General features: G+C 60.6%; 26 protein-coding genes and 1 riboswitch. Of the genes, 11 read left to right on the forward strand and 15 right to left on the reverse strand.

Going from position 1 to position 25,473, the window contains the following annotated elements; all coding sequences use genetic code 11:
• Positions 1 to 78: 78 nt before the first annotated feature.
• Genes F7R06_RS18670 through F7R06_RS18690 form a run of 5 tightly spaced genes read right to left on the reverse strand, consistent with a single transcriptional unit; the run spans position 79 to position 4,163 of the window.
• Positions 79 to 729, reverse strand: a complete 651-nt coding sequence (locus F7R06_RS18670) for an urea amidolyase associated protein UAAP2 (RefSeq protein ID WP_090317368.1) — start codon at positions 727 to 729, stop codon at positions 79 to 81.
• 11 nt (positions 730 to 740) lie between these two features.
• A complete protein-coding gene (locus tag F7R06_RS18675; protein ID WP_090317371.1) occupies positions 741 to 1,466 on the reverse strand; it encodes an urea amidolyase associated protein UAAP1 in 726 nt (241 codons plus the stop codon).
• Positions 1,467 to 1,479: 13 nt separating this feature from the next.
• On the reverse strand, positions 1,480 to 2,268 hold the full coding sequence (locus F7R06_RS18680; RefSeq protein ID WP_090317374.1) for an ABC transporter ATP-binding protein: 789 nt from the start codon (positions 2,266 to 2,268) through the stop codon (positions 1,480 to 1,482).
• The gene (locus tag F7R06_RS18685; RefSeq protein ID WP_090317377.1) at positions 2,265 to 3,080 is read right to left on the reverse strand and encodes an ABC transporter permease; all 816 of its coding nucleotides are present in this window, start codon (positions 3,078 to 3,080) and stop codon (positions 2,265 to 2,267) included. The genes F7R06_RS18680 and F7R06_RS18685 overlap by 4 nt, the downstream gene beginning before the upstream one ends.
• Positions 3,081 to 3,095: 15 nt before the next feature.
• Entirely contained in the window at positions 3,096 to 4,163 is a 1,068-nt protein-coding gene (locus tag F7R06_RS18690) for a putative urea ABC transporter substrate-binding protein (protein WP_090317380.1), read from the reverse strand.
• A gap of 61 nt (positions 4,164 to 4,224) precedes the next feature.
• A riboswitch (guanidine-I (ykkC/yxkD leader) is annotated at positions 4,225 to 4,325 on the reverse strand.
• A gap of 276 nt (positions 4,326 to 4,601) precedes the next feature.
• Here F7R06_RS18690 and F7R06_RS18700 point away from each other — a divergent pair.
• Together F7R06_RS18700 and F7R06_RS18705 are read left to right on the forward strand one after the other, a co-directional pair.
• Positions 4,602 to 4,871: a hypothetical protein gene (locus tag F7R06_RS18700; protein WP_090317382.1), complete on the forward strand. Its 270-nt coding sequence runs from the start codon at positions 4,602 to 4,604 to the stop codon at positions 4,869 to 4,871.
• A 167-nt stretch (positions 4,872 to 5,038) separates the two neighbouring features.
• On the forward strand, positions 5,039 to 5,485 hold the full coding sequence (locus F7R06_RS18705; protein ID WP_090317385.1) for a hypothetical protein: 447 nt from the start codon (positions 5,039 to 5,041) through the stop codon (positions 5,483 to 5,485).
• A 112-nt stretch (positions 5,486 to 5,597) separates the two neighbouring features.
• Here F7R06_RS18705 and F7R06_RS18710 read toward each other — a convergent pair whose 3' ends face one another.
• Complete coding sequence (locus F7R06_RS18710) at positions 5,598 to 6,710, reverse strand: enoyl-CoA hydratase/isomerase family protein (protein WP_090317389.1); 1,113 nt, start codon at positions 6,708 to 6,710, stop codon at positions 5,598 to 5,600.
• Positions 6,711 to 6,842: 132 nt separating this feature from the next.
• Here F7R06_RS18710 and ung point away from each other — a divergent pair, with 132 nt between their 5' ends.
• The gene (gene ung / locus F7R06_RS18715; RefSeq protein ID WP_090317392.1) at positions 6,843 to 7,544 is read left to right on the forward strand and encodes a uracil-DNA glycosylase; all 702 of its coding nucleotides are present in this window, start codon (positions 6,843 to 6,845) and stop codon (positions 7,542 to 7,544) included.
• 49 nt (positions 7,545 to 7,593) lie between these two features.
• On the opposite strand, the gene F7R06_RS18720 is transcribed toward ung, so the two are convergent.
• The 5 genes from F7R06_RS18720 to F7R06_RS18740 form a co-directional block, all read right to left on the reverse strand.
• Entirely contained in the window at positions 7,594 to 8,628 is a 1,035-nt protein-coding gene (locus F7R06_RS18720; protein ID WP_090317395.1) for an AbrB family transcriptional regulator, read from the reverse strand.
• A complete protein-coding gene (locus F7R06_RS18725) occupies positions 8,621 to 10,135 on the reverse strand; it encodes a tripartite tricarboxylate transporter permease (RefSeq protein WP_090317399.1) in 1,515 nt (504 codons plus the stop codon). The genes F7R06_RS18720 and F7R06_RS18725 overlap by 8 nt, the downstream gene beginning before the upstream one ends.
• Position 10,136: 1 nt before the next feature.
• Positions 10,137 to 10,595, reverse strand: coding sequence for a tripartite tricarboxylate transporter TctB family protein (locus F7R06_RS18730; protein WP_090317402.1), 459 nt, complete (start codon positions 10,593 to 10,595; stop codon positions 10,137 to 10,139).
• Between the two features lie 63 nt (positions 10,596 to 10,658).
• On the reverse strand, positions 10,659 to 11,639 hold the full coding sequence (locus tag F7R06_RS18735; protein WP_090317405.1) for a Bug family tripartite tricarboxylate transporter substrate binding protein: 981 nt from the start codon (positions 11,637 to 11,639) through the stop codon (positions 10,659 to 10,661).
• Between the two features lie 39 nt (positions 11,640 to 11,678).
• Entirely contained in the window at positions 11,679 to 12,968 is a 1,290-nt protein-coding gene (locus F7R06_RS18740) for an OprD family porin (RefSeq protein WP_090317408.1), read from the reverse strand.
• A 238-nt stretch (positions 12,969 to 13,206) separates the two neighbouring features.
• Here F7R06_RS18740 and F7R06_RS18745 point away from each other — a divergent pair, with 238 nt between their 5' ends.
• Positions 13,207 to 13,878, forward strand: coding sequence for a response regulator (locus F7R06_RS18745; protein WP_007979804.1), 672 nt, complete (start codon positions 13,207 to 13,209; stop codon positions 13,876 to 13,878).
• Positions 13,871 to 15,259 carry a sensor histidine kinase gene (locus tag F7R06_RS18750; protein ID WP_090317414.1) on the forward strand — a complete coding sequence of 463 codons (1,389 nt, stop codon included), beginning with the start codon at positions 13,871 to 13,873 and terminating at the stop codon, positions 15,257 to 15,259. The genes F7R06_RS18745 and F7R06_RS18750 overlap by 8 nt, the downstream gene beginning before the upstream one ends.
• A 56-nt stretch (positions 15,260 to 15,315) precedes the next feature.
• Here the strand turns inward: F7R06_RS18750 and F7R06_RS18755 are convergent, their stop codons facing one another.
• Together F7R06_RS18755 and ygfZ are read right to left on the reverse strand one after the other, a co-directional pair.
• Positions 15,316 to 16,137, reverse strand: coding sequence for an HDOD domain-containing protein (locus F7R06_RS18755; RefSeq protein WP_090317417.1), 822 nt, complete (start codon positions 16,135 to 16,137; stop codon positions 15,316 to 15,318).
• A gap of 35 nt (positions 16,138 to 16,172) precedes the next feature.
• Positions 16,173 to 17,114 (reverse strand): CAF17-like 4Fe-4S cluster assembly/insertion protein YgfZ, encoded by a 942-nt coding sequence (gene ygfZ / locus F7R06_RS18760; protein WP_090317419.1) that lies wholly within the window; start codon positions 17,112 to 17,114, stop codon positions 16,173 to 16,175.
• A gap of 149 nt (positions 17,115 to 17,263) precedes the next feature.
• Between ygfZ and F7R06_RS18765 the strand changes: the two genes are divergently transcribed.
• Both F7R06_RS18765 and F7R06_RS18770 read left to right on the forward strand, forming a co-directional pair.
• Positions 17,264 to 17,518 (forward strand): FAD assembly factor SdhE, encoded by a 255-nt coding sequence (locus F7R06_RS18765; RefSeq protein ID WP_007898624.1) that lies wholly within the window; start codon positions 17,264 to 17,266, stop codon positions 17,516 to 17,518.
• Positions 17,502 to 17,954, forward strand: coding sequence for a protein YgfX (locus F7R06_RS18770; protein WP_090317424.1), 453 nt, complete (start codon positions 17,502 to 17,504; stop codon positions 17,952 to 17,954). The genes F7R06_RS18765 and F7R06_RS18770 overlap by 17 nt, the downstream gene beginning before the upstream one ends.
• Here the strand turns inward: F7R06_RS18770 and nadB are convergent.
• Entirely contained in the window at positions 17,923 to 19,539 is a 1,617-nt protein-coding gene (gene nadB, locus F7R06_RS18775; RefSeq protein ID WP_090317429.1) for an L-aspartate oxidase, read from the reverse strand. The two genes, F7R06_RS18770 and nadB, sit on opposite strands and share 32 nt — an antisense overlap.
• 558 nt (positions 19,540 to 20,097) lie before the next feature.
• On the opposite strand from nadB, the gene rpoE reads away from it, so the two are divergent.
• The 4 genes from rpoE (at position 20,098) to F7R06_RS18795 (ending at position 23,873) form a co-directional block, all read left to right on the forward strand.
• Positions 20,098 to 20,679 (forward strand): RNA polymerase sigma factor RpoE/AlgU, encoded by a 582-nt coding sequence (rpoE, locus tag F7R06_RS18780; RefSeq protein ID WP_003172477.1) that lies wholly within the window; start codon positions 20,098 to 20,100, stop codon positions 20,677 to 20,679.
• A gap of 31 nt (positions 20,680 to 20,710) precedes the next feature.
• Positions 20,711 to 21,298: a sigma-E factor negative regulatory protein gene (locus tag F7R06_RS18785; protein ID WP_090317432.1), complete on the forward strand. Its 588-nt coding sequence runs from the start codon at positions 20,711 to 20,713 to the stop codon at positions 21,296 to 21,298.
• An 8-nt stretch (positions 21,299 to 21,306) separates the two neighbouring features.
• Positions 21,307 to 22,266, forward strand: a complete 960-nt coding sequence (locus tag F7R06_RS18790) for a MucB/RseB C-terminal domain-containing protein (RefSeq protein ID WP_090317436.1) — start codon at positions 21,307 to 21,309, stop codon at positions 22,264 to 22,266.
• 176 nt (positions 22,267 to 22,442) lie between these two features.
• A complete protein-coding gene (locus tag F7R06_RS18795) occupies positions 22,443 to 23,873 on the forward strand; it encodes a DegQ family serine endoprotease (RefSeq protein ID WP_090317439.1) in 1,431 nt (476 codons plus the stop codon).
• A gap of 71 nt (positions 23,874 to 23,944) precedes the next feature.
• Here the strand turns inward: F7R06_RS18795 and F7R06_RS18800 are convergent, their stop codons facing one another.
• The gene (locus F7R06_RS18800) at positions 23,945 to 25,378 is read right to left on the reverse strand and encodes a M48 family metalloprotease (protein WP_090317441.1); all 1,434 of its coding nucleotides are present in this window, start codon (positions 25,376 to 25,378) and stop codon (positions 23,945 to 23,947) included.
• Between the last annotated feature and the right edge of the window lie 95 nt (positions 25,379 to 25,473).

The following is a 25,473-nucleotide window of genomic DNA, read 5'->3' on the forward strand; positions in this document are numbered from 1 at the left end:
GGTGCTCTTTAGGTTTGAGGCACTGCCCGGATCGGGCCTGGCACAGGGCAAACAACCAGCGGCGCAAACGGCTGAGGTTCAGTTCCATACCAGCAGCTCCGCAGGCGTCGGGTTGTAGGCGTTGCACGGGTTGTTCAGTTGCGGGCAGTTGGAGATCAGCACGATCACGTCCATCTCGGCGCGCAGGTCGACGTATTTGCCCGGCGCGGAAATGCCGTCCTCGAAGGTCAGGCCACCGTCAGCGGTGACCGGCACGTTCATGAAGAAGTTGATGTTCGGCCCGATGTCGCCCTTGCCCAGGCGCCCGTCGTGCACGCAGGCGCGCAGGTAGTTGTCGCGGCAGCTGTGCATGTAGCGTTTTTCCAGGGCGTAACGCACGGTGTTGCTCTCTTGGGCGCAGGCGCCGCCGAGGGTGTCGTGACGGCCGCAGGTGTCGGCGACGATGGTCAGCATCGGCTTGCCGAGGTTGGAGAACAGCACGCTGCCGGTGCTCAGGTACACGCTGTTCTGCCGACGCAAGGTGCGTTGCACGTCGTAGCGTTCTTTCGGGTTGGCGACGCTGTAGAACAGGGTGTCGACGGCCTGGTTGCCTTCCAGATCGAGGATGCGCAAGGTCTGGCCGGCCTTGACCTCCATCAGCCAGGGTTCGCCGGCGGGGATGGTGGCGCGGTAGATCGCGGTTTCTGGCTGCCGGTTTGGGGTAGCGGCGGTGGCGATAGCGAGTGACATGGCGGCGATCCTCAGGCGAACAGACGGTCGGTGTTGATGAAGCCGCGCTCGTTTTCCGGGCGCGAGGTGCGGCAGTGTTCGGCGACGCTGGCGTCGGCGTTCATCCAGCTGAGCTTCAGCGGTTTCGGCGCATAGTCTGGCGATGGGTCCATCGGGTGTTGCAGGGCGGTGAGCACCACCAGGGTGTCCATCGGCGCGTACAGCTCGATGTAATCGCCATCCTTCGAGTTGCCTTCGACGAAGTGGAAACGCCCGGCATCGTCGACGTTCACCCGGCTGAACAGATTGAGGGTCATCAGCAGGTCCGACAGGCCCAGCCCCCACTTGCCCAGTTCCACCAGCAGGTTGTCGGTGCCGTTGCGGAAGAAGCCGTTGCGCAGTTCCTGATAGCGGCCGGCGCCATACTTTTGCGCGACTTCTTCAGCGCAGAGAACGCCGCCGAGGCTGTCGCTCCAGCCACAGGTGTCGGCGGTGATGGCGGCCAGTACGCGACCCATGTCCGAGTACAGGCAATGACCGGCGGTGAGCTTGGCAGTGTGCTGGCATTTGAGGCTGTCGGGCAGGTTCAGGCGTTCGGTTTTTTCATTGGCGTTGAGCAGTGTCAGGCTGACGTTGGCGCCGCCGCGCAGGTCGGTCAGGCGCAGCAGTTGGCCGCGCTTCAAGACGAAAGAGCGATGGCCGCCGCCAGGGAGCATTTCTTCGGCGAACGGTGGGAACAGTTGAGTCGAATCGGTCATTTTCAAAATTCCTCTAAGCGATGCGAAGCGTGCCTGCCAGCGTGGCCGGCAGGGCGTCGACGGCGGCACGTTGGGCGCGGCGGTCGCTGTTCAAAGGGATGTCGTAGGTGATGCGCGCGCCATAGGCACCGGGGGCGTGCGGGTCGACGCGGACCTTGTCGAACACCAGCAGGCGCGTGCCGAGGCTGAAGCCTTCGGACAGGTCATGGGTGACCATGAACACCGTCAGTCGGGTTTCGCGCCACAGCTCCAGCAGCAAGGCGTGCATGTCTTTGCGGATGCCCGGATCGAGGGCACCGAACGGTTCGTCGAGCAACAACACCCGCGGCTTCATGATCAGTGCCTGGGCAATGGCCAGCCGTTGCTGCATGCCGCCGGAAAGCTGCGCCGGGTACTTGTCCAGCGAGTGCCCGAGACCGACTTTGTGCAGCAGCACCGCAGCCTGTTCCCGCGCCTCACGCTTGGCGCTGCCGAACAGGCGCCCGAGCAACGGCGAGCGCGGCAGTTCGAGGCCCAGGGCGACGTTGTCCAGTACGCTCAGGTGCGGGAACACCGAATAGCGCTGGAACACCACGCCACGGCTGGCGTCCGGTTCACCGGCCAGGGGCTGGCCGTCGAGCAGGATTTCGCCGCGACTGGCGCGCTCCTGGCCCAGCAACAGGCGCAGGAAGGTCGACTTGCCGCAACCGGACGCCCCGACCAGGGTGCAGAACTCACCCTCATTGATGTTCAGGTTCAGGCCTTCGAGCACCACCTGATCGGCGTATTGCTGCCAGACGTTTTTCACCGTGATGTAGCTCATTTGGCGGCCCCCTCGTACCAGGGAAACGCGCGACGGGTCAGGTATTTGAGCCCCCAATCCATCAGCCAGGCGAGCAGGGTGATCCACACCACGTAGGGCAGAATCACATCCATGGCCAGGTAGCGGCGCACCAGGAAGATCCGGTAACCGAGGCCGTCGGTGGAGGCGATGGCTTCGGCGGCAATCAGGAACAGCCACGCCGAACCGAGCATCAGGCGCAGCGAGATCAACAGGCGCGGCAGCAATTGCGGCAGCACCACACGCAGCATCAGGGTCCAGGTCGAGGCACCCAGGGTCTGGGCCTTGATCAGCAACTCCACGGGAATTTCCCGGGCGCGCTGTTCCAGGTCACGGGCCAGGGCGGGGGTAATGCCGATCACGATCAGCATCACCTTCGACAATTCTCCCAGGCCGAAGACGATGAACAGGATCGGCAGGATTGCCAGCGGCGGCACCATCGACAGCACCGTCAGCAGTGGTGACAACGGCGCGCCGAACAACGGCAGGGTGCCAGCGGCCATGCCCAGGCACAGCCCGGCGAGCGCGCTGATGCCCAGGCCGATGCCCAGGCGACGCAGGCTGGAGGCGGTGTCCTGCCACAGTACGTACTCGCCGGTGCGGCTGTCGGCGACGAAGGCCAGGCGTTTGACCGCGTCGGTCATCTGCACGGCGCTGGGCAGCAACTTGTCGTTGGGGTTGTCCGTCAGTCGCTCGGCCGAGCCCATGAAGTAGGCGAACAGCACCAGAGCGAACGGCAGGATCACCAACAGCAGGCGACTCGGGTGATCCGGATGACGATTGATCAGGCGCATGGCCAGGTCCTCTTCTTACAGCTTGGCGTCGGCGGCCATCTGCACGTAACTCGGATCGAAGCGCAGCTTGAGGTTGCCCTTGTCGCCACTGGTCACGCCGTTGGCGAAGGCCATGCCGACCGCGCTGGTGTCCTTGGCGCCTTCACCCAGCAAGCCGTGCTGGAATGAGAATTCGGCGACCCGGCGCATGGTTTCCGGCAATTGCTTGCTGGTGGAAAACGCCAGGGCTTCCTGGGGGGTGGCGAACAGTTTGGTGGTGTCCAGTTGCGCCTGGAAACCGGCCAGGTCAGTGCCCGAGGCTTTGGCCATGTGCTCCAGTGCGGCCTTGCTCGCGGTGTTTTTTTCGTTCATCAGTTCGACGACTTCGAACCAGGCGCCGGTCAGGGCTTTGCCAAGGGCCGGGTTGTCTTTGAGGGTCTGGGAGTTGACCACCATCATGTCCATGATTTCGCCGGGGATCTGGCTGGAGTTGAACACTTCGGTCACCGCAGGCTTGGCCTTGATGTCCGAGAGCATCGGGTTCCAGGTGGTCACGGCGTTGACCTGATCGGTGTTGAAGGCCGCCGAAATATCGGCGTCGGAGGTGTTGACCACTTTCAGGTCTTTCTCGGTGAGGTCCACCGAATCCAGGGCGCGGGCCAGCAGGTAGTGGGACACCGACAGTTCGACGAGGTTGACGTCCATGCCCTTGAGGTCGGCGACTTTCTTGCCTTCGCCCTTGAGCACGATGCCGTCATTGCCGTTGGAGAAGTCGCTGACGATCAGCGCCGTGCTATCTACGCCACCGGCGGCGGGGATGGTCAGGGCGTCCATGTTGGTCATGGTGCAGCCATCGAACTGGCCGGCGGTGTACTGGTTGATCGATTCGACATAGTCATTGAGCTGCACCACATCGATCTTGATGCCGTACTTCTTGGCCCATTTGTCGACGATGCCTTGGCTGCCGGCGTATTCCCAGGGCATCCAGCCGGCATAGATGGTCCAGCAGACGCTGAAGTGGTCTTTTTGCGCGGCGTGGGAAGAAAGGCTCACGAGGGCAGCGAAGGCAGCGGCGAGCAAGGCGGGTAAACGAAGCTGGGACATGATGGTTCTCCAGTTGATCAAGGGCGGACAGGAGGCAACGCGGCACCGTGAACGGTGGCTTGTCTCCCGGGCTTTTGTCCCGCCGTGTAACCTCAACTGGAGGTCGCCAACTCTCGGACCAGTCACTCGCGATTGCGAGCCGGAACCCTAGTCAGCCATTGCAAATTGTGGTGCCGCGAACCTGTGGTGACTCCTGCACGCCTTTGTTAAAGCGAGAGCCGTGCCAAGTCGCTTGAAGCGCTCTGGCATGCGGGTCAGGCGACAGATACCCGGTAAAGCAGGGGGCGTGTTGCCTTGTGATGGTGCGTGCGCGCACCGCAATGGGACGTGCCGGCCACTGATCCGAAGGCCAGCAGGGCGCTGCACTCGGTCGCGGATTGCGAGTCAAAACAGGTGTCAGTCGGTTTGTCCCGACGGCGGGTCTTTCAGGAGGCCGCCATGTTTCGTCGAGTGTTGCTGGTCGTTGTGCTCGGTCTGGGGCTTTGCGGCTGTTATTACTACGCCGGCTCCTACGATGTGTATTCGGCGCCTTATTACTACCCTGGCTACGCGCCTTATTACTATCCAGGCTACGCGCCTTATTCCTACTATTACGGCCCCGGTTACTACTACGCAGGTCCCCGTTTCTATGGTGGCTATCGCTATTACTACTGGGGCGGGCACGGCTCGCGTTATTACCGCGGTGGATACCACGGTGGTCACCACTAATCAGCGGCTGAATGGATGAAAAACTTTTAATTCACGAGATGTTTCAAGTTGTTACTGAATCGCACCAGATCCGGAATTTGATGTCAGATGTTTCGACAGTCACCGAATCATTGACTGTCGCCTGCCAGCGTCGCTGGTGTGGCTCACCCGCGGTCCAGGAGGCCGCCATGCTCTATCAAAAAAAGCTGCGTCGAATTCTACTGATTGCTGTGTTGGGATTGTCCGTGGGTGGATGCGTGGCTTATCCGGATGGAGGAGACGGTTACTACCGTTCCGAGGTCTACACCTCGCCAGCGCCGGCCTATTACGCCGGTGGTGCGTACTATTCCAATGGCGGCGGTTACTACTCGCCACCGGCGCGCTATTACGTGCCGCCTGCTCGGTATTACCAGCCAACCCCGCGTTATTACCCGCAACCGCGGGTCTATCAGCCGGCCCCGCGTTACTACCCGGCACGTGCAGATTACCGGGCGTATGAGAATCATGGCTGGGACGGCCGTAACCGCGGCAATTGGGACAATGACCACCGTGGTGGCGGACGTGACCACAATCACGACGACCGGGGCGACCGTAACGGTCGGGGCAATCACGACGGCCGGGGTGACCACCGTTAAGCCGACTTAAACGAAATTCTCCTGTAGGAGCGAGCCTGCTCGCGAGGGTGGTTCAGCCACCGCTGTGTTGACTGACACAGCCTCGATCGCAAGCTCGCCCCCACAGTTTTGTTTAATACTCCAACAGGTCCGCCAATGGATGGCGACCCTCCCAAACCTTTTGGAAATGCGCCTCCACCACGGCGTCCGGCACGTTGTTGATATCGGGCCAGTGCCAATGGGGCTTTTGATCCTTGTCGATCAACCGTGCACGCACGCCTTCGCTGAACTCCGGATGACGGCAGCAATTGAGGCTCAGGGTGTATTCCATCTGGAAGACTTGCGCCAGCGACATATGCCGCGCGCGGTTGATCTGTTCCCACACCAGGTGCGCGGTCAGCGGCGAACCTTCGCTCAGGGTTCGCGCGGCGCGGCTGAGCAGCAGATCCGGGTGATCGCGCAGCGCACTGATGGCCTTCCAGGCGCAAACCACATCACTGACGTCCAGCAGCTCATCAATGCGCTGGCGCCGCGGCAACCATTGGGATTCGGGCATGTGCGCGACGGCTTCCTGCTGCAAGGCCTTCAGCAGACTGTTGAGCTGCCTCGGGGTCTGTTCCTGCCAGTTCAACTGCAACAGGCCTTCGATCAGGGCTTCTTGCTGCTCATCGAGCAGGAAACGGTCGGCCAGGTCCAGATCGATCGCATCGCGAGCGTTCATGTGGGCGCCGGTCAGGCCAAGGAACAATCCGAGCTTGCCGGGCAGGCGTGACAGGAACCAACTGGCCCCGACGTCCGGGTACAGGCCGATGCTGATCTCCGGCATCGCCAGGCGACTGCTCGGCGTGACAATGCGAATGCTCGCCCCTTGCAGCAGGCCCATGCCGCCGCCAAGCACATAGCCATGGCCCCAGCAGATCAAGGGTTTGGGGTAGGTGTGCAGGCTGAAGTCCAGGCGATATTCCGCGGCGAAGAACTGCGCGGCCAGGGGCGGCACTTCGCCGGGATGGGCGCGACAGGCTTCGACCAGGCTGCGCACTTCGCCGCCGGCGCAAAAAGCCTTGGCGCCGTTACCGCGCAACAATACACAGACGATTTGCGGCTCCTTGGCCCAGGCGTCCAGTTGAGCGCGCAAGGCCTTGATCATCGGCAATGACAGGGCGTTCAGCGACTTTTCGGCATCCAGGCTGGCGATGCCGATACGCGCGCCGTCGGTGCCGGTGAGTTCTTCGAAGTGCAGATTCATCGTGACCTCGATCGGGAATTTGAGGGTTAAGTATGATCGTTGTGCGGGAAAGTGCCGGATCTGCGTCAGATCAATTGACAAGCGTGGTGGGCCTTCTTAGGGTTCGCCCCATTGTTTTTACCGGATATGACCATGACTGCTGACGACCGTATCAAACTCGAACCGGGCTGGAAGGAGGCGCTGCGTGCCGAATTCGACCAGCCCTACATGGCGGAGTTGCGAAAATTCCTGCAAGAGGAGCGGGCGGCCGGCAAGGAAATCTATCCACCGGGGCCGATGATTTTCAACGCGCTCAACTCCACGCCGCTGGACAAGGTCAAGGTCGTCATCCTTGGCCAGGACCCGTACCACGGTCCGGGCCAGGCGCACGGTTTGTGCTTTTCGGTCCAACCGGGTGTCCCGGCGCCGCCCTCGCTGGTGAACATCTATAAAGAGTTGAAACGTGACCTGAACATCGACATCCCCAACCATGGCTATCTGCAGAGCTGGGCCGATCAGGGCGTGTTGATGCTCAACACCACCATGACGGTCGAGCGCGCCAATGCCAATGCGCACAAGGACAAGGGCTGGCAGTTTTTCACCGACCGGATCATTGAAGTCGTCAGCCAGCAGCAACCGCATCTGGTGTTTATGCTGTGGGGCGCCCATGCCCAGAGCAAACAGAAGCTGATCGATGCGACCAAGCATTTGGTCCTGACCTCGGTACACCCTTCGCCGTTGTCGGCTTATCGTGGCTTCCTGGGTTGCGGGCACTTCAGCCGTACCAACAAGTTCCTGGAACAGAATGGCGAGACGCCGATCGAGTGGCGTTTGCCGCCGGTTCAGGCAGGCTGAGGGTTTGCGGTGGCGAGGGAGCAAGTTCCCTCGCCACAGTGACTCGATATCACTCGGGTTTGCGGTTCCAATACTGGAACAACGGCTCCGCCAGAAACAACACAAACAACAGCCGCATCACCTGCATCGCCGTCACCAGCGGCACCGACAGTTGCAGGGTTTCCGCCGTCAGGCTCATCTCGGCAATCCCGCCGGGCATCATGCCCAGGGTCAGCGAACGCAGATCCAGGTGGGTCAGCGCGCTCAAGCCCAATGCCGCCGCCGTGGCGATCAGCATGGTCAGCACGGTCCCGATCAGGGTGCGCCCCATGAACGAGGGCGCGCGTCGGAAAAACTGCCGGTTGAAGTGACAGCCCAGGCCGCTGCCGATCAGCCACTGGCCGATCTGGCTGCCGCCCTGGGGCAAACCGATGTGCAAATCCCAGCCAATGCTCACCGCCGCGCTCACCAGCAACGGGCCGAACAGCCACGGGTTGGGTTGACGCAAACGCTCCCAGATCCAGGCCGCCAGCGCGCCGGCCGGGAACAGCAGGGCCAGCCAGCGCCAGTCCACGGCGGTGGCATGGGAGACCGGCGCCCCGTCGCCCAACAAATACTTGAACGCCGCCGGTACACACAGCACGACGACCAGTACCCGCAGACTTTGCCCGGCGGCAACGCGGCTGAGCACCGCGTCATTGCGGGCGCCGAGGTTGACCATCTCCCCGGAGCCACCGGGCATGCTGGAGAAGAATGCGGTGGCGCGATCCTCGCCGGTGCGCCGCATCAACCAGACCCCGACCACGGCGGACAGGCTGGTGACCAATGCGCCAAAGAAAATCAGACCGAAATGACTCAGCACCTGCTCCATCACCACCGGGGTGAAGTGCAGGCCGATGCCGATACCGACGATCCACTGGCCGCACTTGCGGCCGCCAGGGATTTCCGCCAATTGCCAGGGGGTCAGGCAGCGCACCAGGATGATCGCCAGCAACGAGCCGACCATCCATGGCAGCGGCCAGCCGACCTGGCTGGCGAGGTAGCCGCCCATCAGGCCGACCAGCGGGGTTCCCCACCAGAGTTTGAAGGGTGACCGATCAGACATCGGCGATGGCGCGTTGCGCGGCCGAACGTTTACGCCAGATACGGATGATCGGCATCAGCAGCATGATCGCCGTCAGGATCCAGCAACCGAAGGTGATCGGGCTCGACCAGAGGATCTCCAGCGCTCCGTTGGAAATCGACAGGGCACGACGCAGGTTCTGCTCCATCAAGCCTCCGAGGATGAAGCCCAGCAGCAGGGGCGACAACGGGAAGTCCAGCTTGCGCAGGATGTAGCCGAAGATGCCGATGCCGATCATCAGGAACAGGTCGAACGTTGTCGCGTGCACCGCGTAGACGCCGATCCCGGTAATGATGGCGATCACCGGTACCAGTGCCCAGTTCGGCACGGCGAGGATGCGCGTGAAAATGCGGATCATCGGGATGTTGAGGATGACCAGCATGACGTTGGCGATGAACAACGAGGCAATCAGGCCCCAGACGATGTCGGGTTGCTGCTGGAACAACAGCGGTCCCGGCGTGATGTTGTACAGCGAGAGTGCGCCGATCATCACTGCCGTGGTGCCCGAGCCAGGCACACCCAGGGTCAGCATCGGCACCAGCGCACCGCAGGCCGCGCCGCCAATGGCGGTTTCCGGTGCGGCCAGGCCACGCATGTCACCCTGGCCGAACGTGCCCTTCGCACCGGCGATGCGTTTCTCGGTCATGTAGGCGACGGCACTGGCCAGGGTCGCACCGGCACCCGGCAACACACCCATGATGAAACCGAGTACGCCGCAACGAATGTTCACCACGAACACCGATGCCGCTTCCTTGACGTTGAACATCATCCGCCCGGTGGCTTTCACGGCTTCCTGACCGTGATGGGTTTTTTCCAGCAGCAGGAGGATTTCGCTGATGGAGAACAGGCCCAGCACCAGCACGACGAACTGAATGCCGTCGGTCAGGTGGATGTTATCGCCGGTAAAACGGTACACACCGCTGTTGGCGTCGATGCCGACGGTCGACAGGAACAGGCCGATCAGCGCCGCGATGAAGGTCTTGAGCGGACGATCACCGGCCATGCCGCCGAGACAGACAATGGCGAATACCATCAGCACGAAATATTCCGCCGGTCCGAAGGCAATCGCCCATTTCGCCAGCAGCGGGGCGAACAGCACCATGCCGCAAGTCGCGATGAAGGCGCCGATGAACGAGCTCCACGCCGAGAGCGACAAAGCCACGCCGGCCAGGCCTTTGCGGGCCATCGGATAGCCGTCGAGGGTGGTCATCACGGTGGAGGCTTCGCCAGGGATGTTCAGAAGGATCGAGCTGATCCGGCCGCCGTACTCGCAGCCCAGGTACACCGCCGCCAACAGGATCAGTGCCGACTCCGGTGGCAGGCCGAGGGCGAATGCGATCGGGATCAACAGCGCCACGCCATTGATCGGCCCCAGGCCTGGCAACAGGCCCACGACCGTGCCGATCAGGGTGCCGCAGAGGGCAGTCACCAGGTTGTACGGGCTCAGCGCAACGCCGAAACCCTGACCCAAATAGCCAAGAGTATCCATATCAGTTCTCCAGAACGTCGAGCACGCCAAGCGGCAGCGGCACGTCCATCAACTTGTCGAACAGCAGGTAGAGGCCGACGGCCATCAGGCTGATGATCACGACACTGGGCAACCAGCGGCCGCCATACAGGCGCGCCATCGGCACGCCGGTGAGGATGCTGGCGACGATGAAACCGAGGGGTTCGAAGGCGCCGGCGAACACCAGCAACAGCACCACGCAGAAGCCGATCTTGTTCAGGGTGGCACGGTCCAGTGGCGGTTCGTCAGCGCTGTGCTTGATCGGTGCCGGGCGAAAAACCATGTACAGCAGCGCCGCGCCCATCAGGCCGAGCATTAACAGCGGAAAGGCGCGAGGCCCTACCGGTTCGTAGGAAAAAGCCGCTTGATACGGCCATGCCATCAGCGCCAGGCCAATACAGGCCAGCAACAGCACCGATGCAAAAATGCGTTGTAAGAGCATGGGGAACTCCTGTGCCACGACCCCCGCAAACGGGAGCCGTAGCCGCTAGCTGGACGGAGGCGATCACTGAATCAGGCCGAACTCTCTGGCCAGCACTTTGTAGTCCGCCACCTGCTTCTTCACGTAGGTGTCCAGCTCGGGGCCGGTCATGGCGAACGGGAACAGTTCCCGCTGATCGCGCAACTTGGCGAAGTCTTCGGAAGCCAGCAGTTTGTCAAAGGCCGCTTTCCACCAGGCGTAATCTTCATCGCTGACTTTCGGGCCGAGGTAGAAACCGCGAACCACCGGCCAGACAATGTCGTAGCCTTGTTCCCTGGCGGTCGGGATGTCTTTCATTTCCGGCTCGTCAAGACGCTTGTCGGCGAACACCGCCAGCAAGCGCATGTCGCCGCTGAGGATGTGCGGCATGGAGTCGGAAATGTCAGTGCTGCCGACCTGGATGTGGCCGCCTAGCAGGGCCGTAGCGATTTCACCGCCACCCTCGAGGGCGACGTAACGCAGGTCGCGCGGGTTGATCCCGGCGGCCTTGGCGATCAGCGCGGTTTGCATCCAGTCCTGGCTGCCGACTGTGCCGCCGGAACCGATCACCACTTTGCTCGGATCTTTCTTCAACGCCTGCACCAGGTCGTCCAGGGTCTTGTAGGGCGAATCGCTTTTCACAGCGATGGCGCCGTAGCTGGTGCCAACGGCGGCGAGCCAGCGCACGTTGGTTTCATCGAAACGCCCGAACTTGCCCTGGGCCAGGTTCAATAGCGAACCGCTGGACCAGGCCACCAGGGTGCCGGCATCGGCCGGACGCTGGGCGACGACCGCGTTGTACGCGACCGCGCCGACGCCACCGGGCATGTAGGTCACGCGCATGGGTTTGGTCAGCAGCTTTTCGTTGACCAGCGCGCTTTGCGCCAGTTTGCAGGTCAGGTCGAAACCACCACCTGGCGAGGCCGGGGCGATGCATTCCGGTCGTTTGGGCTCGTCGGCAAGCGCTTGGCCGGTGAACAGCAGGACGCTGGCGGCGAGGGCAATTTTACGCATTGACAGGTTCATTCAAGTCTCCTTGGGAGTTGTTGTTATGGACGTACTGAATTACCAAAGGGCAACGCTATAGCTCACCAGCAGACGCACTTCATCGGCATCGCGAGCAGAGTAATTGGAGCGGTAGGTGGCATTGCGCAGGCGAACGGCGACGTCCTTGAGCGCGCCGCTTTGTACTACATATTTGATCTCGGAGTTGCGCTCCCACTCTTTGCCTTCGTCACCGTTCTTGAGCTTGATGTTGTCACCGCTCACGTAACGGCTCATGAAGCTCAGGCCAGGGATGCCGAGGGTGACAAAGTCGAAGTCATAACGCGCCTGCCAGGAGCGTTCTTCAGCGCCGGCAAAGTCGTTGATCTGCACGAAGTTGACCAGGTACGGATCGCTGCCATCTACATACGGGAACGCGCTGTCGCCGGACATGTGCTGGTAGCCGGCGCTGAACTTGTGCCCGCTCAAGGCGTAGCTCACCAGTCCGTTGAGGGACTTGTTGTCGATCTTGCCGCCACGGGCCTGGCCCTGGTCATCACTGATGGCAAACCGCAGGTCGCTGGCAAAGGTGCCGGGGCCCAGCGGCTGCGAAGCGACCAGCCCGAGAAAGTGCTGGTTGTAGACTTCATCGAGCTGCGCGAAGTGGTAGCTGCCGGTGATCTTGTCGGTGAACTTGTAGTCCAGGCCGCCAAAGTCGAAGTGTTTGCCGGCTACCGTTCCGGCGAAGCGGCCGTTCTTGTTGTTGAGGGCAATGTCCTCGAAGTCGGTGCTGTCGCGATCCTTGGCCTTGTCCAGGCGCCCGCCGGTGAAGGTCAGGTTCTTGATCTCCTTGGAGGTCAGCATGCCGCCTTCGAAGGTCTGCGGCAGGATGCGCCCGTCATTGGGCTTGAGGATCGGCAGTTCCGGAATCAGGGTGCCGACTTTCAGCTCGCTGGCGGAGATTTTCACCTTGCCGGTCAGGCCGAGCTTGGAGTATTCGTCGACGGCTCGCCCATCGTCGGTCGGCAACAGGCCGGTCCCCGTACGGTCCGGGCTTGAGTCGAGCTTGACCCCCATCATGCCCAGCGCATCGACACCGAACCCCACGGTGCCATCGGTGTAACCTGATTTCAGATTGAGCATGAAACCCTGGGCCCACTCGTCACGCTTGGACTGTTGGGCACTGGTACCGTCGCGAAAATCGCGGTTGAAGTACATGTTGCGGGTTTCGAAAGTGGCCGAGCTGTCTTCGATGAAGGCGGCCTGGCTCAACGGTGAAAAACTGGCAAGGGCGGCAGCGCTGGCAAGCGCAGTGTGGCTGAGACGGGAGAAGCGGGCAGGCGCAATAGCCTGGGTCTGCAAGGACTGCATGGATGACTGACTCCGTTTATTGTTCTTATTTGTCGAAAACGCTTCGAGGCGTTTTTCGTATCGCTGTATGGCAGCAGCGACGGCAGCCGAAACTGTCCGTGGCTGGACTGTAACGGGCTAACCTTTCGTTAACCTTTCAGCTGGCTTTCACGTTTTTTCGGGCTTCACAGTGGCGGATGCCGCTGTAAACTCCGCGCCAAAGAATGGCGTCGACCATCCCTGAACGAGGTAAAAATCCATGCGTGTCCTGCTCGTCGAAGACCATCTGCAGCTCGCCGAAAGTGTCGCCCAGGCGCTCAAGAGCACCGGCTTGACCGTGGATGTGCTGCACGACGGCGTGGCGGCCGACCTGGCACTGGGCAGCGAGGAATACGCAATGGCGATTCTCGATGTGGGCCTGCCGCGCATGGATGGTTTCGAGGTGTTGGCGCGTTTGCGCGCACGGGGCAAGAACCTGCCGGTGTTGATGCTGACTGCCCGCAGCGACGTCAAGGATCGGGTCCACGGCCTGAACCTCGGCGCCGATGATTACCTGGCCAAACCTTTCGAACTCACCGAACTCGAAGCCCGGGTCAAAGCCTTGCTGCGCCGCAGCGTGCTGGGCGGTGAACGCATCCAGCGTTGCGGGGTGCTGGCCTATGACCTGGAAACCCGGCGCTTCACCCTCGGCGAAGAATTGCTGACCCTGACCTCCCGTGAACAGGCTGTGCTCGAAGCCCTGATCGCCCGTCCCGGCCGGGTGATGAGCAAGGAGCAATTGGCGTCGCAAGTGTTCGGTCTCGACGAGGAGGCCAGCCCCGACGCCATCGAAATCTACGTGCACCGCCTGCGCAAGAAACTCGATGGCCAGCCGGTCGCCATCGTGACCTTCCGCGGCCTCGGTTACCTGCTGGAAAGTCGCGATGCATAAGCCCAGCAGTCTGCGCTGGCGGTTGCTGTGGAACCTGGCGCTGTTGCTGGTGGTGCTGATGCTGGCCAGTGGCTTGAGTGCTTACTGGAATGGTCGCGAAGCGGCCGACACCGCGTATGACCGCACCTTGCTCGCGTCGGCGCGGACCATTGCCGCCGGTGTTTCCCAGCGCGACGGAACGCTGAGTGCGGATGTGCCTTATGTGGCCCTCGATACGTTCGCCTACGACAGCGCCGGGCGGATTTTCTACCTGGTCAACGACATCAATCAGAAGCTGATCTCCGGCTACGAAAACCTGCCACCGCCACCCCCGGGGACGCCGCGCACCGATGACTATCCGGCGCTGGCACGCTTTTACAACGCGACCTATCGGGGGCAGAACGTGCGGGTGGTGAGCCTGCTCAAACCGGTCAGCGAACCGAACATGAATGGCATGGCGGAAATTCGCGTCGCCGAGACCGATGAGGCACGTGTCAGGATGGCCCGTAGCCTGGCGGCGGATACCCTGCTGCGCCTGGGCATGCTGGCGATCGGCGCGCTGCTGATTGTGTGGTTTGCGGTCAGTGCCGCACTGCGTCCGCTGGAGCGCTTGCGCTCGGCGGTGGAGGAGCGTCAGCCGGATGACCTGCGGCCATTGCCGTTGGTGGAAGTGCAGCATGAGTTGTGGCCACTGGTGCGTGCGCTCAATCACTTTACCGAGCGCCTGCGCGGTCAGTTCGAGCGTCAGGCGCAGTTCATCGCCGATGCCGCCCACGAACTGCGCACCCCCTTGGCGGCGCTGAAGGCACGGCTGGAACTGGGTCTGCGTTCAAGCGAACCGCAAACCTGGCGCAGTACCCTGGAAACCGCTGCCCAGGGCACCGATCGCTTGACCCATCTGGCCAATCAATTGCTCTCCCTGGCACGGGTCGAAAACGGCGCCCGGGCGATTGCCGAGGGTGGCGCGCAGTTGCTCGATCTCAGTCAACTGGCGCGTGACCTGGGCATGGCCATGGCGCCGCTGGCCCACAAGCGCGGTGTGGCGCTGGCGCTGGAAGCGGACGAACCGGTGTGGATGCGGGGTGAGCCGACCTTGCTCAACGAACTGTTGAGCAACCTGGTGGACAACGCGCTGGCTCATACGCCACCGGGCGGCAACGTGATTTTGCGTGTCTCGGCCCCTGCGGTGCTGGAGGTTGAGGATGACGGACCGGGTATTCCTCTGGATGAGCGCGATCGCGTGTTCGAACGTTTTTACCGACGCAACCAGCAGGTGGCCGGATCCGGGTTGGGCCTGGCGATTGTCGGCGAGATCTGCCGCGCGCACCTGGCGCAGATCAGCCTGCATGATGGCGAGCACGCGGGGTTGAAAGTGCGGGTCAGTTTTATTGCGGGGGAGTGAGTAGAGCATTTGTGGCGAGGGAGCTAGCTCCCTCGCCACAGGAATTGCATTCATGCTTAATAAAACATCGTCCGGGTTTCTTCCAGGTCGGCGCACATTGCCTTGTCCTCAGGGTCGATCCCGAGCTTGTTGAAGGCGGGCACGCTGAAGGGGTCGATGCGCGAGATCGGGTGATCTGTATCTTGGTGGCAATACAGACTGGCTACCTGCACCAGATCGACGTAATCGATTTGAGCCGACTGTCGCTTGAAGTTCAGGTACAGCCGCGGTACCTGCACCAGCATGTCCGGAAATTCCCAGACCCTGAGCAATTTATCGCCCAGCAGCGGATGGATATGGTCGATCACGTGGTTGAGGCTGACCGGGTCGGACAGCAGGTCATAGTGATCTTCGGCATAAGTCAGGATGGGCAGTACGCCGATCTGGTGTACCAGCCCGCCAAGGGCCGCCTGATCGGGTTTGAGCTGGGTGTAGTTGCGGCACAGTGCATAGCTGACACCGGCGATTTCCAGGCTTTTGCGCCAGACATCGCGCATTTTCTGTTCCACCACCTCGGAGCGGGCATGGAAAATCTGTTCCATGACCAGGCCGATGGCCAGGTTGCTGCTGTAGTTGATCCCCAGGCGAGTGACGGCCGTGTGCAACTCGGTGACTTCCTGGGTCGCGCGCAGCAGCGGGCTGTTGACCACTTTGATCAGCCGCGCCGACAGCGCCGCGTCGCGGCCGATCACTTTGCTCAGGGCGCTGATACTGACGTCAGGGTCTTCGGCTGCCTTGCGAATCTGCAGCGCCACTTCCGGCAATGTTGGCAGAACCAGGTCATCGTTATCGATGGCCTCAACCAAATCCTGTTGGACCTTTTCCGCCAGCTCACTCATTTCTGTTCTCTAGGTGTCGCCAAAAAGTACTGCTGTTAACGCTGGATTTCGCGGTCGCGGTCCAGTTCATAAGGCAGGTCGAGCAAGTGCAGGGCGGGGCCGTCGAGCGCACCGACGTGAATGTCGCCGGCCTCTGCCGCATCGGCTTGCAGCACCGCCAGCAGTTCAATCTGTTGTTCGCCCTGGGCGGCCAGTACCACTTCGCCGATTGAACTGCCATGGCTTGGGGAAAACAGCTGGGTGCCAGGCTCAGGCAGTTCGCTGGCGTCCAGGCTCAGGCGATACAGGCGGCGCTTGAGCTTGCCCAGATACTGCATCCGCGCAACGATCTCCTGGCCGGTGTAGCAACCTTTCTTGAAGCTCACGCCCCCGACCGCCTGCAGGTTGAGCATCTGCGGGATGAACAGCTCGCGGGTGCCCGGCATCACCTGGCCGATCCCGGCGCGGATCTGGCCCAGCAGCCATTGATTCAGTTCGCCTTCGGCGAGTAGGGCGGACAGCTTGCCCTTGACCGCGTCGGCTTGATCGGCACTGACCCAGAGTTCGGCGCGATCAGGGGACACGCGAAGGGCGATCAGGCCATCATTGCGCACGACCTGGTCGGTTTCAGCGGGCAGTTCGAGGCCGAGACTTTTGAGCGCGGCATCGCCATGATCGACGCCAAAGCGGACCCAGGCAGCGCTTTCGTCCGTCAGTTTGGACTTGGAAAAAACAGCGTATTTTTTCAGGTCTGCCAGTTGCGGTTCGAGCAACTCGCTGGCCATGGCCATGAGCACGCCGTCACCTTCGAGCAGGATGCGGAAGCTCGATTGCATCCGGCCTTTCTGCGTGCAGCGCGCACCGAGACTGGCCTGGGTATCGCTCAGGTAATTGAGGTTGCAGGTCAATTGGCCTTGCAGGAACTTGCCGGCGTCCGCGCCGCGGACCGCCAGAACACCTTCATGAGACAGCGTGCAGAAAAAAGCAGAATCGGCCATGGGTCATCGCAGGGTAAAGAGTCTGGCGGACATGATAAGGGGGCGCTCTTGAAATGGGTAGTTCACAAAGGATCGTCGGTGCCCGACCAAAGCCGACTGTTCGACCGGGCGCGGGGCTGTATACTTGCGGCCTATTTGAGGAGCGCTCCATGGTCGAAGATGTTGAACTGAATCGCCTCTACTGGCACAGCCGCCGCGGCATGCTTGAGCTTGACGTGTTGCTGGTGCCGTTTGTGAAAGAGGTTTATCCGCACCTCAACGAGGTTGATCGCGCCTGTTACGTCAGGTTGCTCGAATGCGAAGATCAGGACATGTTCGGCTGGTTCATGGAACGCGCCGAATCAGAAGACCCTGAGCTTCAGCGCATGGTTCGCATGATTCTGGACCGTGTTCAGCCCAAGTAATGGTTTCGAATGCCGCTGGCATGCCTCACGGCAGTTGCTGGCGGCATATCTGTTGGCCCAGCTGTTCGCGCTGGGTTCGCTATGGCTTCTCGCTATTCCGCTTTGGGCAGGCTTACTCGGCGCCTTTTGCTGTCTGCTGCACGCCGTTTGGGCATTGCCACGCCAGATTCTGCTGACCCACGCCCGGGCCTTCTGCGGCTTGCGTCGCGATGCCGATGGCTGGCAGTTATGGAGTCGGGCGGCGGGATGGCAAGCGGTGCAGCTTCGTCCGGACAGCATCGCGCTGCCGTTGGTGGTGCTGCTGCGGGTTCGTCTGCAGGGCGAGCGGCGTGTCCGCTCCGTTTGCGTGCCTCGGGATTCGCAGGCGGCGGATCTGCACCGACGCCTGCGGGTACGGCTCAAGTTCAGTCGACGTAGGTGGACGGCACCAGAATAGTGTCCAGCGCGACTGGCAGCATCTTCGGATAGTCGAGGGTGTAATGCAGGCCGCGACTTTCCTTGCGCTCCATGGCTGAGCGAATCATCAGTTCGGCCACCTGGGCCAGGTTGCGCAACTCGATCAAATCCCGGCTGACTTTGTAGTTGCTGTAGAACTCGTCGATCTCGTCCAGCAGCAGGCGCACCCGGTGCTGGGCCCGTTGCAGGCGTTTGTTGGTGCGCACGATGCCCACGTAGTCCCACATGAATCGCCGCAGTTCATCCCAGTTGTGCGCAATGATCACGTCTTCATCGGAGTCGGTCACCTGGCTCGCGTCCCAGATGGGCAGGGCGGTGGGCGCCGAAACGTTCGGCAGTTGTTCCAGGATGTCCGCCGCGGCTGAGCGCGCATACACAAAGCACTCCAGCAACGAATTGCTGGCCATTCGGTTGGCGCCATGCAGGCCCGTAAAGCTGGTTTCGCCAATCGCGTAGAGCCCCGGCACATCGGTGCGACCTTGCTGGTCGACCATCACGCCGCCGCAGGTGTAATGCGCCGCCGGAACGACCGGAATCGGTTGCTTGGTGATGTCGATGGAAAATTCGAGGCAGCGCTCGTACACGGTCGGGAAATGCGTTTTGATGAAGTCTTCGGACTTGTGGCTGATGTCCAGATAGACGCAGTCGATACCGAGTCGCTTCATCTCATGGTCGATGGCCCGGGCCACGATGTCCCTTGGGGCCAGTTCGGCACGAGGGTCGAAACGCTGCATGAAGCGTTCGCCGTTGGGCAGTTTCAGGTGTGCACCTTCGCCACGCAGTGCTTCGGTGATCAGGAAACTCTTGGCCTGTGGGTGATAAAGGCAAGTCGGGTGGAACTGATTGAATTCCAGATTCGCCACCCGGCATCCTGAACGCCAGGCCATAGCGATGCCGTCGCCGCAGGCACCATCAGGGTTGCTGGTATAGAGGTAAACCTTGGCCGCTCCGCCGGATGCAAGAATCACGAAGCGCGCGCCGTAGGTGTCGACTTCCCCGGTGGCGCGATTGAGCACATAGGCGCCCAGGCAGCGATCGCCTTCAAGACCCAGGCGTTTTTCCGTGATCAGATCGACGGCTACGCGTTGCTCGAGCAACTCGATGTTCGGTCGTTGCTTGGCCTGGGCGAGCAGCGTCCGGAAAATGGCAGCGCCCGTGGCATCGGCAGCATGGATGATGCGCCGGTGGCTGTGCCCGCCTTCGCGAGTCAGGTGAAATTCAAATCCGCCATCTTCTGTGCCGGACTGTTCATCACGGGTAAATGGCACGCCCTGGTCGATCAGCCATTGAATGGCTTCTTTACTGTGTTCGACGGTAAAGCGCACGGCGTCTTCGTGGCACAGGCCACCGCCAGCGTTCAGGGTGTCATCGACGTGGGATTCGATGGTGTCGGTGTCGTCGAGGACGGCAGCCACGCCGCCCTGCGCCCAGAATGTCGAGCCGTTGGCGAGGTCGCCTTTGCTCAGTACGGCGATGCGCAAATGACCGGGCAAGGTCAGCGCAAGGCTCAAACCGGCAGCACCGCTGCCAATTACCAGAACATCGTGTTGAAACTGTTGGCTCATTTCAGGATTCCGCTCAAAGCGACCCGGGTCGGGGTAGGCGCCAGACATCTGGACAGGTGAGTCAGGCAACCGCACAGCCCACTAGTATATAGAGGGGGGGAGCGGCACAATACCCGAGCCGATATGGCATTGTGAAACTACCGTGACAGAAAAGACCTGTCGCTTCGTCGGATGTTTTTTCTGACGATTCGCCAACATGTGGACTGTATCGTGGATTTAACAGTCTTTTTCTCTTCACGGTTGCACAATGTCGGTTTGGCACGGCTATAAATATTTGGAACTTTTGCCAAAGGCCCAATATCAATAGACGGTTGCCTGAATCAAGGGACAGTGTCGGCGTCCGCGCAGGGTCAGCAGTTGGATCCTTGCCAGCGAATCCGATGACAAGATTATTTGCGCAGCCGGGTCATCTCGCGCTGCGCTTTTCGTGCGTGCCGAATCAGTGCCCGCAGGAAACTTGCCTGGAGGGGGAGAACTTTTGCGAAAAGCCCGAGTCTATGTTTGCAAGTCCGGTCGTTTAGTTTTGCAAGCCTCCTCCAAGCTTATCGAGGAGTGTTCATGCTAACCCAGGAAGAGGATCAGCAGCTGGTCGAACGCGTTCAGCGCGGCGACAAGCGTGCATTCGATCTGTTAGTGCTGAAATACCAGCACAAAATTCTCGGGTTGATCGTGCGTTTTGTGCACGACACCCATGAAGCCCAGGATGTGGCACAGGAAGCCTTTATCAAGGCGTACCGTGCGCTTGGAAATTTTCGCGGAGACAGCGCGTTTTACACGTGGCTTTACCGCATCGCCATCAACACGGCGAAAAACTATCTGGTTTCACGCGGCCGTCGGCCGCCGGATAGCGATGTCAGTTCCGAGGATGCAGAGTTCTACGATGGCGATCATGGCCTCAAGGATCTCGAGTCGCCAGAACGAGCTTTGCTGCGGGATGAGATCGAAGGCACCGTCCATCGAACCATTCAGCAACTGCCAGAAGATTTGCGTACGGCGTTAACTTTACGTGAATTTGATGGTCTGAGTTACGAGGACATTGCGAGCGTCATGCAGTGTCCGGTAGGCACCGTGCGCTCCCGGATTTTCCGCGCTCGGGAGGCCATCGATAAAGCCCTGCAGCCTTTGTTGCAGGAAAACTAAAGACAGCGGCGACAGCCAAGAGAGGAACGCCATGAGTCGTGAAGCCCTGCAGGAATCGCTGTCCGCAGTGATGGATAACGAAGCGGACGAGCTGGAGTTACGTCGGGTATTGAATGCCTGTGACGATGTCGAAACCCGTGAAACCTGGGCTCGTTATCAGATCGCTCGGGCAGTGATGCACAAGGACCTGCTGCTTCCACGTCTGGACATCGCTGCGGCGGTATCTGCTGCTCTGGCTGACGAAGCCGTACCGGTAAAAGTCTCCCGTGGTCCATGGCGCAGCCTGGGTCGTCTGGCAGTAGCCGCTTCGGTGACCCTTGCCGTACTGGCGGGTGTTCGTCTTTACAATCAGGACGAGATCGCCGGGGTAGAACTCGCTCAGCAATCCAGCCAACAAAGCCTGGTTGCTCCGCAAGTAAAAGGCCCGGCTGTTTTGGCAGGCTACAATGAGAGTTCGGATGCCACCGGTCCCATGGCCAATGGCGTACTGCAAGGTCAGCCAGGCTGGCACGATCAACGTCTGCCGGGCTACTTGCGCCAACATGCTCAACAGGCTGCACTGAAAGGTACCGAGAGCGCTCTGCCTTACGCTCGTGCAGCGAGCCTGGAAAACCGTTAAGGAGGATCATGCGCGCCATACCTTTACTTACGCTTCTGCTGGGTGGCTGGTTCGTTGTTCCAGCCCATGCCGATGAAGCCCAGGACTGGTTGACCCGTCTTGGTCAGGCCGAGCAGCAGCAAAGCTTTCAAGGTACTTTTGTCTACGAGCGTAACGGTAGTTTTTCTACCCACAACATCTGGCACCGCGTCCAGGAGGGCAAGGTCCACGAGCGTCTGCTTCAGCTCGATGGCTCCGCGCAGGAGGTTGTGCGCGTTGACGGGCATACGCAATGCGTAAGCGGCACCCTGATCGCAGGGCTTGGGGATACCCCCAACTCCGCCGCCCGCGTAATCGATCCACAAAAGCTCAAGAATTGGTACGACCTTGCCGTTATCGGCAAATCGCGCGTGGCCGGGCGATCGGCCGTGATTGTTTCGCTGACGCCTCGCGATCAGCATCGCTACGGTTTTGAACTGCATCTGGACAAGGAAACCGGGCTGCCGCTCAAATCGTTGCTGCTCAATGACAAAGGGCAGTTGCTCGAGCGATTCCAGTTTACGCGACTCGATACCGCCACTGTCCCGTCAGAGAGTGACCTGCAGCCTGGCGCTGATTGCAAGGCGGTCAACCTCGAGAGTGACAAGTCCTCCGCGGTCAAGGCGGCTCAAACCTGGCATTCGGATTGGTTGCCACCCGGTTTTGAACTGACCAGCAGTTCGGCGCGCAAGGATCCTGAGACCAAGACACAGGTCAGCAGCCTGATGTATGACGATGGTCTGGCTCGCTTTTCGGTGTTTTTGGAGCCTTTGAATGGCGCTGTCGTCACCGACACCCGTATTCAGCTGGGGCCAACCGTTGCTGTGTCCCGACGTCTGACCACTGCACAAGGCGAGATGATGGTCACGGTAGTGGGCGAAATTCCGATAGGCACAGCTGAACGGATTGCGCTTTCCATGCGCGCTGACGCTGCCACAACCAAGCAGTAAGCTGAGATCGAAATGTTTCGTGAACATTTCAATTTGCAAAATCCAGTGAATTTTTCTTAAGTCAGAGCCCTCGGCTCTGGCCTTGTTTGTTGTTCCCGGAACAAAGATACCGGCGTATCTTTCTCGGTGTTCCTTGATCCATATCGCTTAACCATGCTCGTCGTAACGGGAGCCGTATGTCGATACCACGCTTGAAGTCTTACCTCTCCATTATTGCCACCGTGCTGGTGCTCGGTCAGGCGGTCGCCGCTCAAGCGGTCGAATTGCCTGATTTCACGCAACTGGTCGAACAGGCCTCGCCTGCGGTGGTCAACATCAGTACCACGCAAAAACTGCCGGACCGCAAAGTGTCGATCCAGGATATGCCTGACCTGGAAGGCTTGCCGCCGGCGCTTCGCGAGTTTTTCGAGCGAGGTATGCCGCAGCAGCCGCGTTCTCCGCGGGGCGATCGGCAGCGTGAAGCCCAATCCCTGGGTTCGGGTTTCATCATTTCGCCTGATGGCTACATCCTCACCAACAATCATGTGATCGCCGATGCTGACGAAATTGTCGTGCGTCTCGCCGATCGCAGCGAAATGAAGGCCAAACTGATCGGTACCGACCCACGTTCCGACGTGGCGCTGCTGAAAGTTGAAGGCAAGGATCTGCCGGTCTTGAAGCTGGGCAAATCCCAGGACTTGAAAGCCGGGCAGTGGGTCGTGGCAATCGGTTCGCCATTCGGCTTTGACCACACCGTGACCCAAGGCATCGTCAGTGCCGTCGGCCGTAGCCTGCCGAACGAAAATTATGTGCCATTCATTCAGACCGACGTGCCGATCAACCCGGGTAACTCCGGTGGTCCGCTGTTCAACCTCAATGGTGAAGTGGTCGGGATCAACTCGCAGATCTATACCCGCTCCGGTGGCTTCATGGGCGTTTCGTTCGCCATTCCCATCGATGTGGCCATGGATGTGTCCAATCAGCTGAAAAGCGGCGGCAAAGTCAGCCGCGGCTGGTTGGGTGTCGTGATTCAGGAAGTGAACAAGGATCTGGCCGAATCGTTCGGTCTGGAGAAGCCGGCCGGTGCGCTGGTTGCCCAGATCCAGGATGACGGCCCGGCTGCCAAGGGTGGCCTGCAAGTCGGCGACGTTATCCTGAGCATGAACGGTCAACCGATCGTCATGTCTGCCGATCTGCCGCACCTTGTGGGCGCGTTGAAAGCTGGCTCCAAGGCTAAGCTGGAGGTGATCCGCGACGGTAAGCGCCAGAACGTCGAGCTGACTGTCGGTGCCATTCCGGAGGAAGGCAAAGAGTTGGACAGCTTGTCTAAATCCGGCGTTGAGCGTAGCAGCAATCGCCTGGGTGTTTCTGTGGTCGAGCTGACCGATGAGCAGAAAAAAACCTACGACCTCAAAGGCGGTGTGGTGATCAAGGAAGTCCAGGACGGTCCTGCTTCGATGATCGGCTTGCAGCCAGGAGACGTCATTACTCACCTGAACAATCAGGCCATCGAATCGACCAAGCAATTCACGGAGATCGCCAAATCGTTGCCGAAGAACCGTTCGGTGTCGATGCGGGTTCTGCGTCAGGGGCGTGCCAGCTTCATCACCTTCAAACTGGCTGAATAATCCGGTTGTTGGCTGAATAAAAAACCGCCTCGAAAGAGGCGGTTTTTTTGTGTCCGACGTTTTTTGAGTCCTTAGCCCATCATGTCCTTGATCATGCGTTCCTGCTCCATCAGCTCGCGTTGACGTGCATCGATTCGTGACGACAGCGGGAAGTTGTTGCCAGCCTTGCGCTTGGCAAAATCCAGTTGCTGAATGGCTTGCCGATAGTCGCCCACCAGCGCGAAGTACTCGGCGCGCGCCTGGTGCAGGCCGATGATGTTGCCTGACAGGCCGCGCGTCTCGGCAACCTGATACCACACGTCTGGGTCGTTCGGGCGTGACTTGAGCAGGCCTTCGAGTGCCTTTTCGGCGTCGGCGGTACGGTTCTGCTTCAGTAGCAAGTCGACGCGCACCTGATTCAGCGGGTAATTGCCGGGGTACTGCGTCAGTAACCGGTCAACCCGTGCTTGCGCATCCGGCAATCGATTGTTGGTGATGTCCAGATCGATCTGAGCGAGGTTATAAATGATCTCGTTCGGCGACTTGGCCAACAGTGGTTTGAGATTTTCCCGGGCTTCGTTCAGCTGGCCACCCTTGATCTGGGCGATGGCCAGGCCGTAGCGAGCGACATCGCTTTTCGGGTTTTCATCCAGTTCGGCGCGGAATCGCTTGGCACCCAGGCCAGGGGTTTCTTCGTAGAACAACTGGACCCGTGCTCGAATCAGTTGATAGCGCAGGCTGTCTTCGATACCACCTTTCGGCGCCTGTTCGGCACGGTTGCGGGTGTCGGCGATCCGTGATTCGGTGACCGGGTGAGTCAGCAGGAATTCCGGTGGCTTGGCGTCATAACGGTACTGACGGCCCAAACGCTCGAACATGGTGGGCATCGAGCGTGGGTCGTAACCGGCTTTTTCAAGATTGAGGATGCCGATACGGTCGGCTTCCTGCTCGTTCTGGCGGGAGAACCGTCGCTGTTCCTGAATCGCGGCGGCCTGCGTACCTGCGATGGCCGCGATACCTGCGTCGCCGGCACCGGCCGCGGCAATCACGATACCTGCCAGCAGGGCGGCCATCATGGGAACTTGCATGCGTTGCTGGGCTTCAACACCACGGGCAAAGTGACGTTGCGACAAGTGAGCCAATTCGTGAGCCAGTACGGAGGCGTATTCACCTTCGGTCTGGGCGTTGAGGAACAGGCCGCCGTTCACCCCGACAATCCCGCCCGGGGCTGCGAAGGCGTTGAGCTGGGGGCTGTTGATCAGGATGAACTCCAGGCGCCGATCATTGACCTGGCTGGTCTCGACCAGTCGGTAGACGCTGGATTCGACGTAGTCCTTGAGCTGCGGGTCATTGAGCTGCGATACCTGGCTACGCAAAAGCGCCAGCCATGCACGACCCAACTGGTATTCCTGCTGTGGCGAGACAATGGCAGAGCTGGCATCACCGAGTGACGGCAGGTCGTCGGCGAAGCCTGGCGAGGCAAGCAGGCAAGCGAGCGTCAGCAGGGTAGGGCGCAAAAATGTCATGCACAAAGCCTTAGTCGACAAAGACCTTACTGTAGCCGGACACTGGCGCTGCGACCAGATATTCTAGGCGACTCAACTACCTGATCCGGAGTAAC

The sequence above is a fragment of the Pseudomonas moorei genome (genome assembly GCF_008801475.1).
In the GTDB taxonomy this organism is placed as follows: Bacteria; Pseudomonadota; Gammaproteobacteria; order Pseudomonadales; family Pseudomonadaceae; genus Aquipseudomonas; species Aquipseudomonas moorei.

Bases quoted from the DNA above. Each gene is read 5' to 3' on its own strand.
- F7R06_RS18745 (WP_007979804.1), top strand. From the start codon at position 13,207: ATGCGTGTCCTGCTCGTCGAAGACCATCTGCAGCTCGCCGAAAGTGTC.
- F7R06_RS18765 (WP_007898624.1), top strand. From the start codon at position 17,264: ATGGTCGAAGATGTTGAACTGAATCGCCTCTACTGGCACAGCCGCCGC.
- F7R06_RS18670 (WP_090317368.1), bottom strand. From the start codon at position 729: ATGTCACTCGCTATCGCCACCGCCGCTACCCCAAACCGGCAGCCAGAA.
- F7R06_RS18700 (WP_090317382.1), top strand. From the start codon at position 4,602: ATGTTTCGTCGAGTGTTGCTGGTCGTTGTGCTCGGTCTGGGGCTTTGC.
- F7R06_RS18680 (WP_090317374.1), bottom strand. From the start codon at position 2,268: ATGAGCTACATCACGGTGAAAAACGTCTGGCAGCAATACGCCGATCAG.
- F7R06_RS18790 (WP_090317436.1), top strand. From the start codon at position 21,307: ATGCGCGCCATACCTTTACTTACGCTTCTGCTGGGTGGCTGGTTCGTT.
- F7R06_RS18725 (WP_090317399.1), bottom strand. From the start codon at position 10,135: ATGGATACTCTTGGCTATTTGGGTCAGGGTTTCGGCGTTGCGCTGAGC.
- F7R06_RS18675 (WP_090317371.1), bottom strand. From the start codon at position 1,466: ATGACCGATTCGACTCAACTGTTCCCACCGTTCGCCGAAGAAATGCTC.
- F7R06_RS18740 (WP_090317408.1), bottom strand. From the start codon at position 12,968: ATGCAGTCCTTGCAGACCCAGGCTATTGCGCCTGCCCGCTTCTCCCGT.
- F7R06_RS18795 (WP_090317439.1), top strand. From the start codon at position 22,443: ATGTCGATACCACGCTTGAAGTCTTACCTCTCCATTATTGCCACCGTG.
- F7R06_RS18705 (WP_090317385.1), top strand. From the start codon at position 5,039: ATGCTCTATCAAAAAAAGCTGCGTCGAATTCTACTGATTGCTGTGTTG.
- F7R06_RS18730 (WP_090317402.1), bottom strand. From the start codon at position 10,595: ATGCTCTTACAACGCATTTTTGCATCGGTGCTGTTGCTGGCCTGTATT.
- F7R06_RS18785 (WP_090317432.1), top strand. From the start codon at position 20,711: ATGAGTCGTGAAGCCCTGCAGGAATCGCTGTCCGCAGTGATGGATAAC.
- nadB (WP_090317429.1), bottom strand. From the start codon at position 19,539: ATGAGCCAACAGTTTCAACACGATGTTCTGGTAATTGGCAGCGGTGCT.
- F7R06_RS18720 (WP_090317395.1), bottom strand. From the start codon at position 8,628: ATGTCTGATCGGTCACCCTTCAAACTCTGGTGGGGAACCCCGCTGGTC.
- F7R06_RS18685 (WP_090317377.1), bottom strand. From the start codon at position 3,080: ATGCGCCTGATCAATCGTCATCCGGATCACCCGAGTCGCCTGCTGTTG.
- ygfZ (WP_090317419.1), bottom strand. From the start codon at position 17,114: ATGGCCGATTCTGCTTTTTTCTGCACGCTGTCTCATGAAGGTGTTCTG.
- F7R06_RS18755 (WP_090317417.1), bottom strand. From the start codon at position 16,137: ATGAGTGAGCTGGCGGAAAAGGTCCAACAGGATTTGGTTGAGGCCATC.
- rpoE (WP_003172477.1), top strand. From the start codon at position 20,098: ATGCTAACCCAGGAAGAGGATCAGCAGCTGGTCGAACGCGTTCAGCGC.
- F7R06_RS18800 (WP_090317441.1), bottom strand. From the start codon at position 25,378: ATGACATTTTTGCGCCCTACCCTGCTGACGCTCGCTTGCCTGCTTGCC.
- F7R06_RS18750 (WP_090317414.1), top strand. From the start codon at position 13,871: ATGCATAAGCCCAGCAGTCTGCGCTGGCGGTTGCTGTGGAACCTGGCG.
- F7R06_RS18735 (WP_090317405.1), bottom strand. From the start codon at position 11,639: ATGAACCTGTCAATGCGTAAAATTGCCCTCGCCGCCAGCGTCCTGCTG.
- F7R06_RS18690 (WP_090317380.1), bottom strand. From the start codon at position 4,163: ATGTCCCAGCTTCGTTTACCCGCCTTGCTCGCCGCTGCCTTCGCTGCC.
- ung (WP_090317392.1), top strand. From the start codon at position 6,843: ATGACTGCTGACGACCGTATCAAACTCGAACCGGGCTGGAAGGAGGCG.
- F7R06_RS18710 (WP_090317389.1), bottom strand. From the start codon at position 6,710: ATGAATCTGCACTTCGAAGAACTCACCGGCACCGACGGCGCGCGTATC.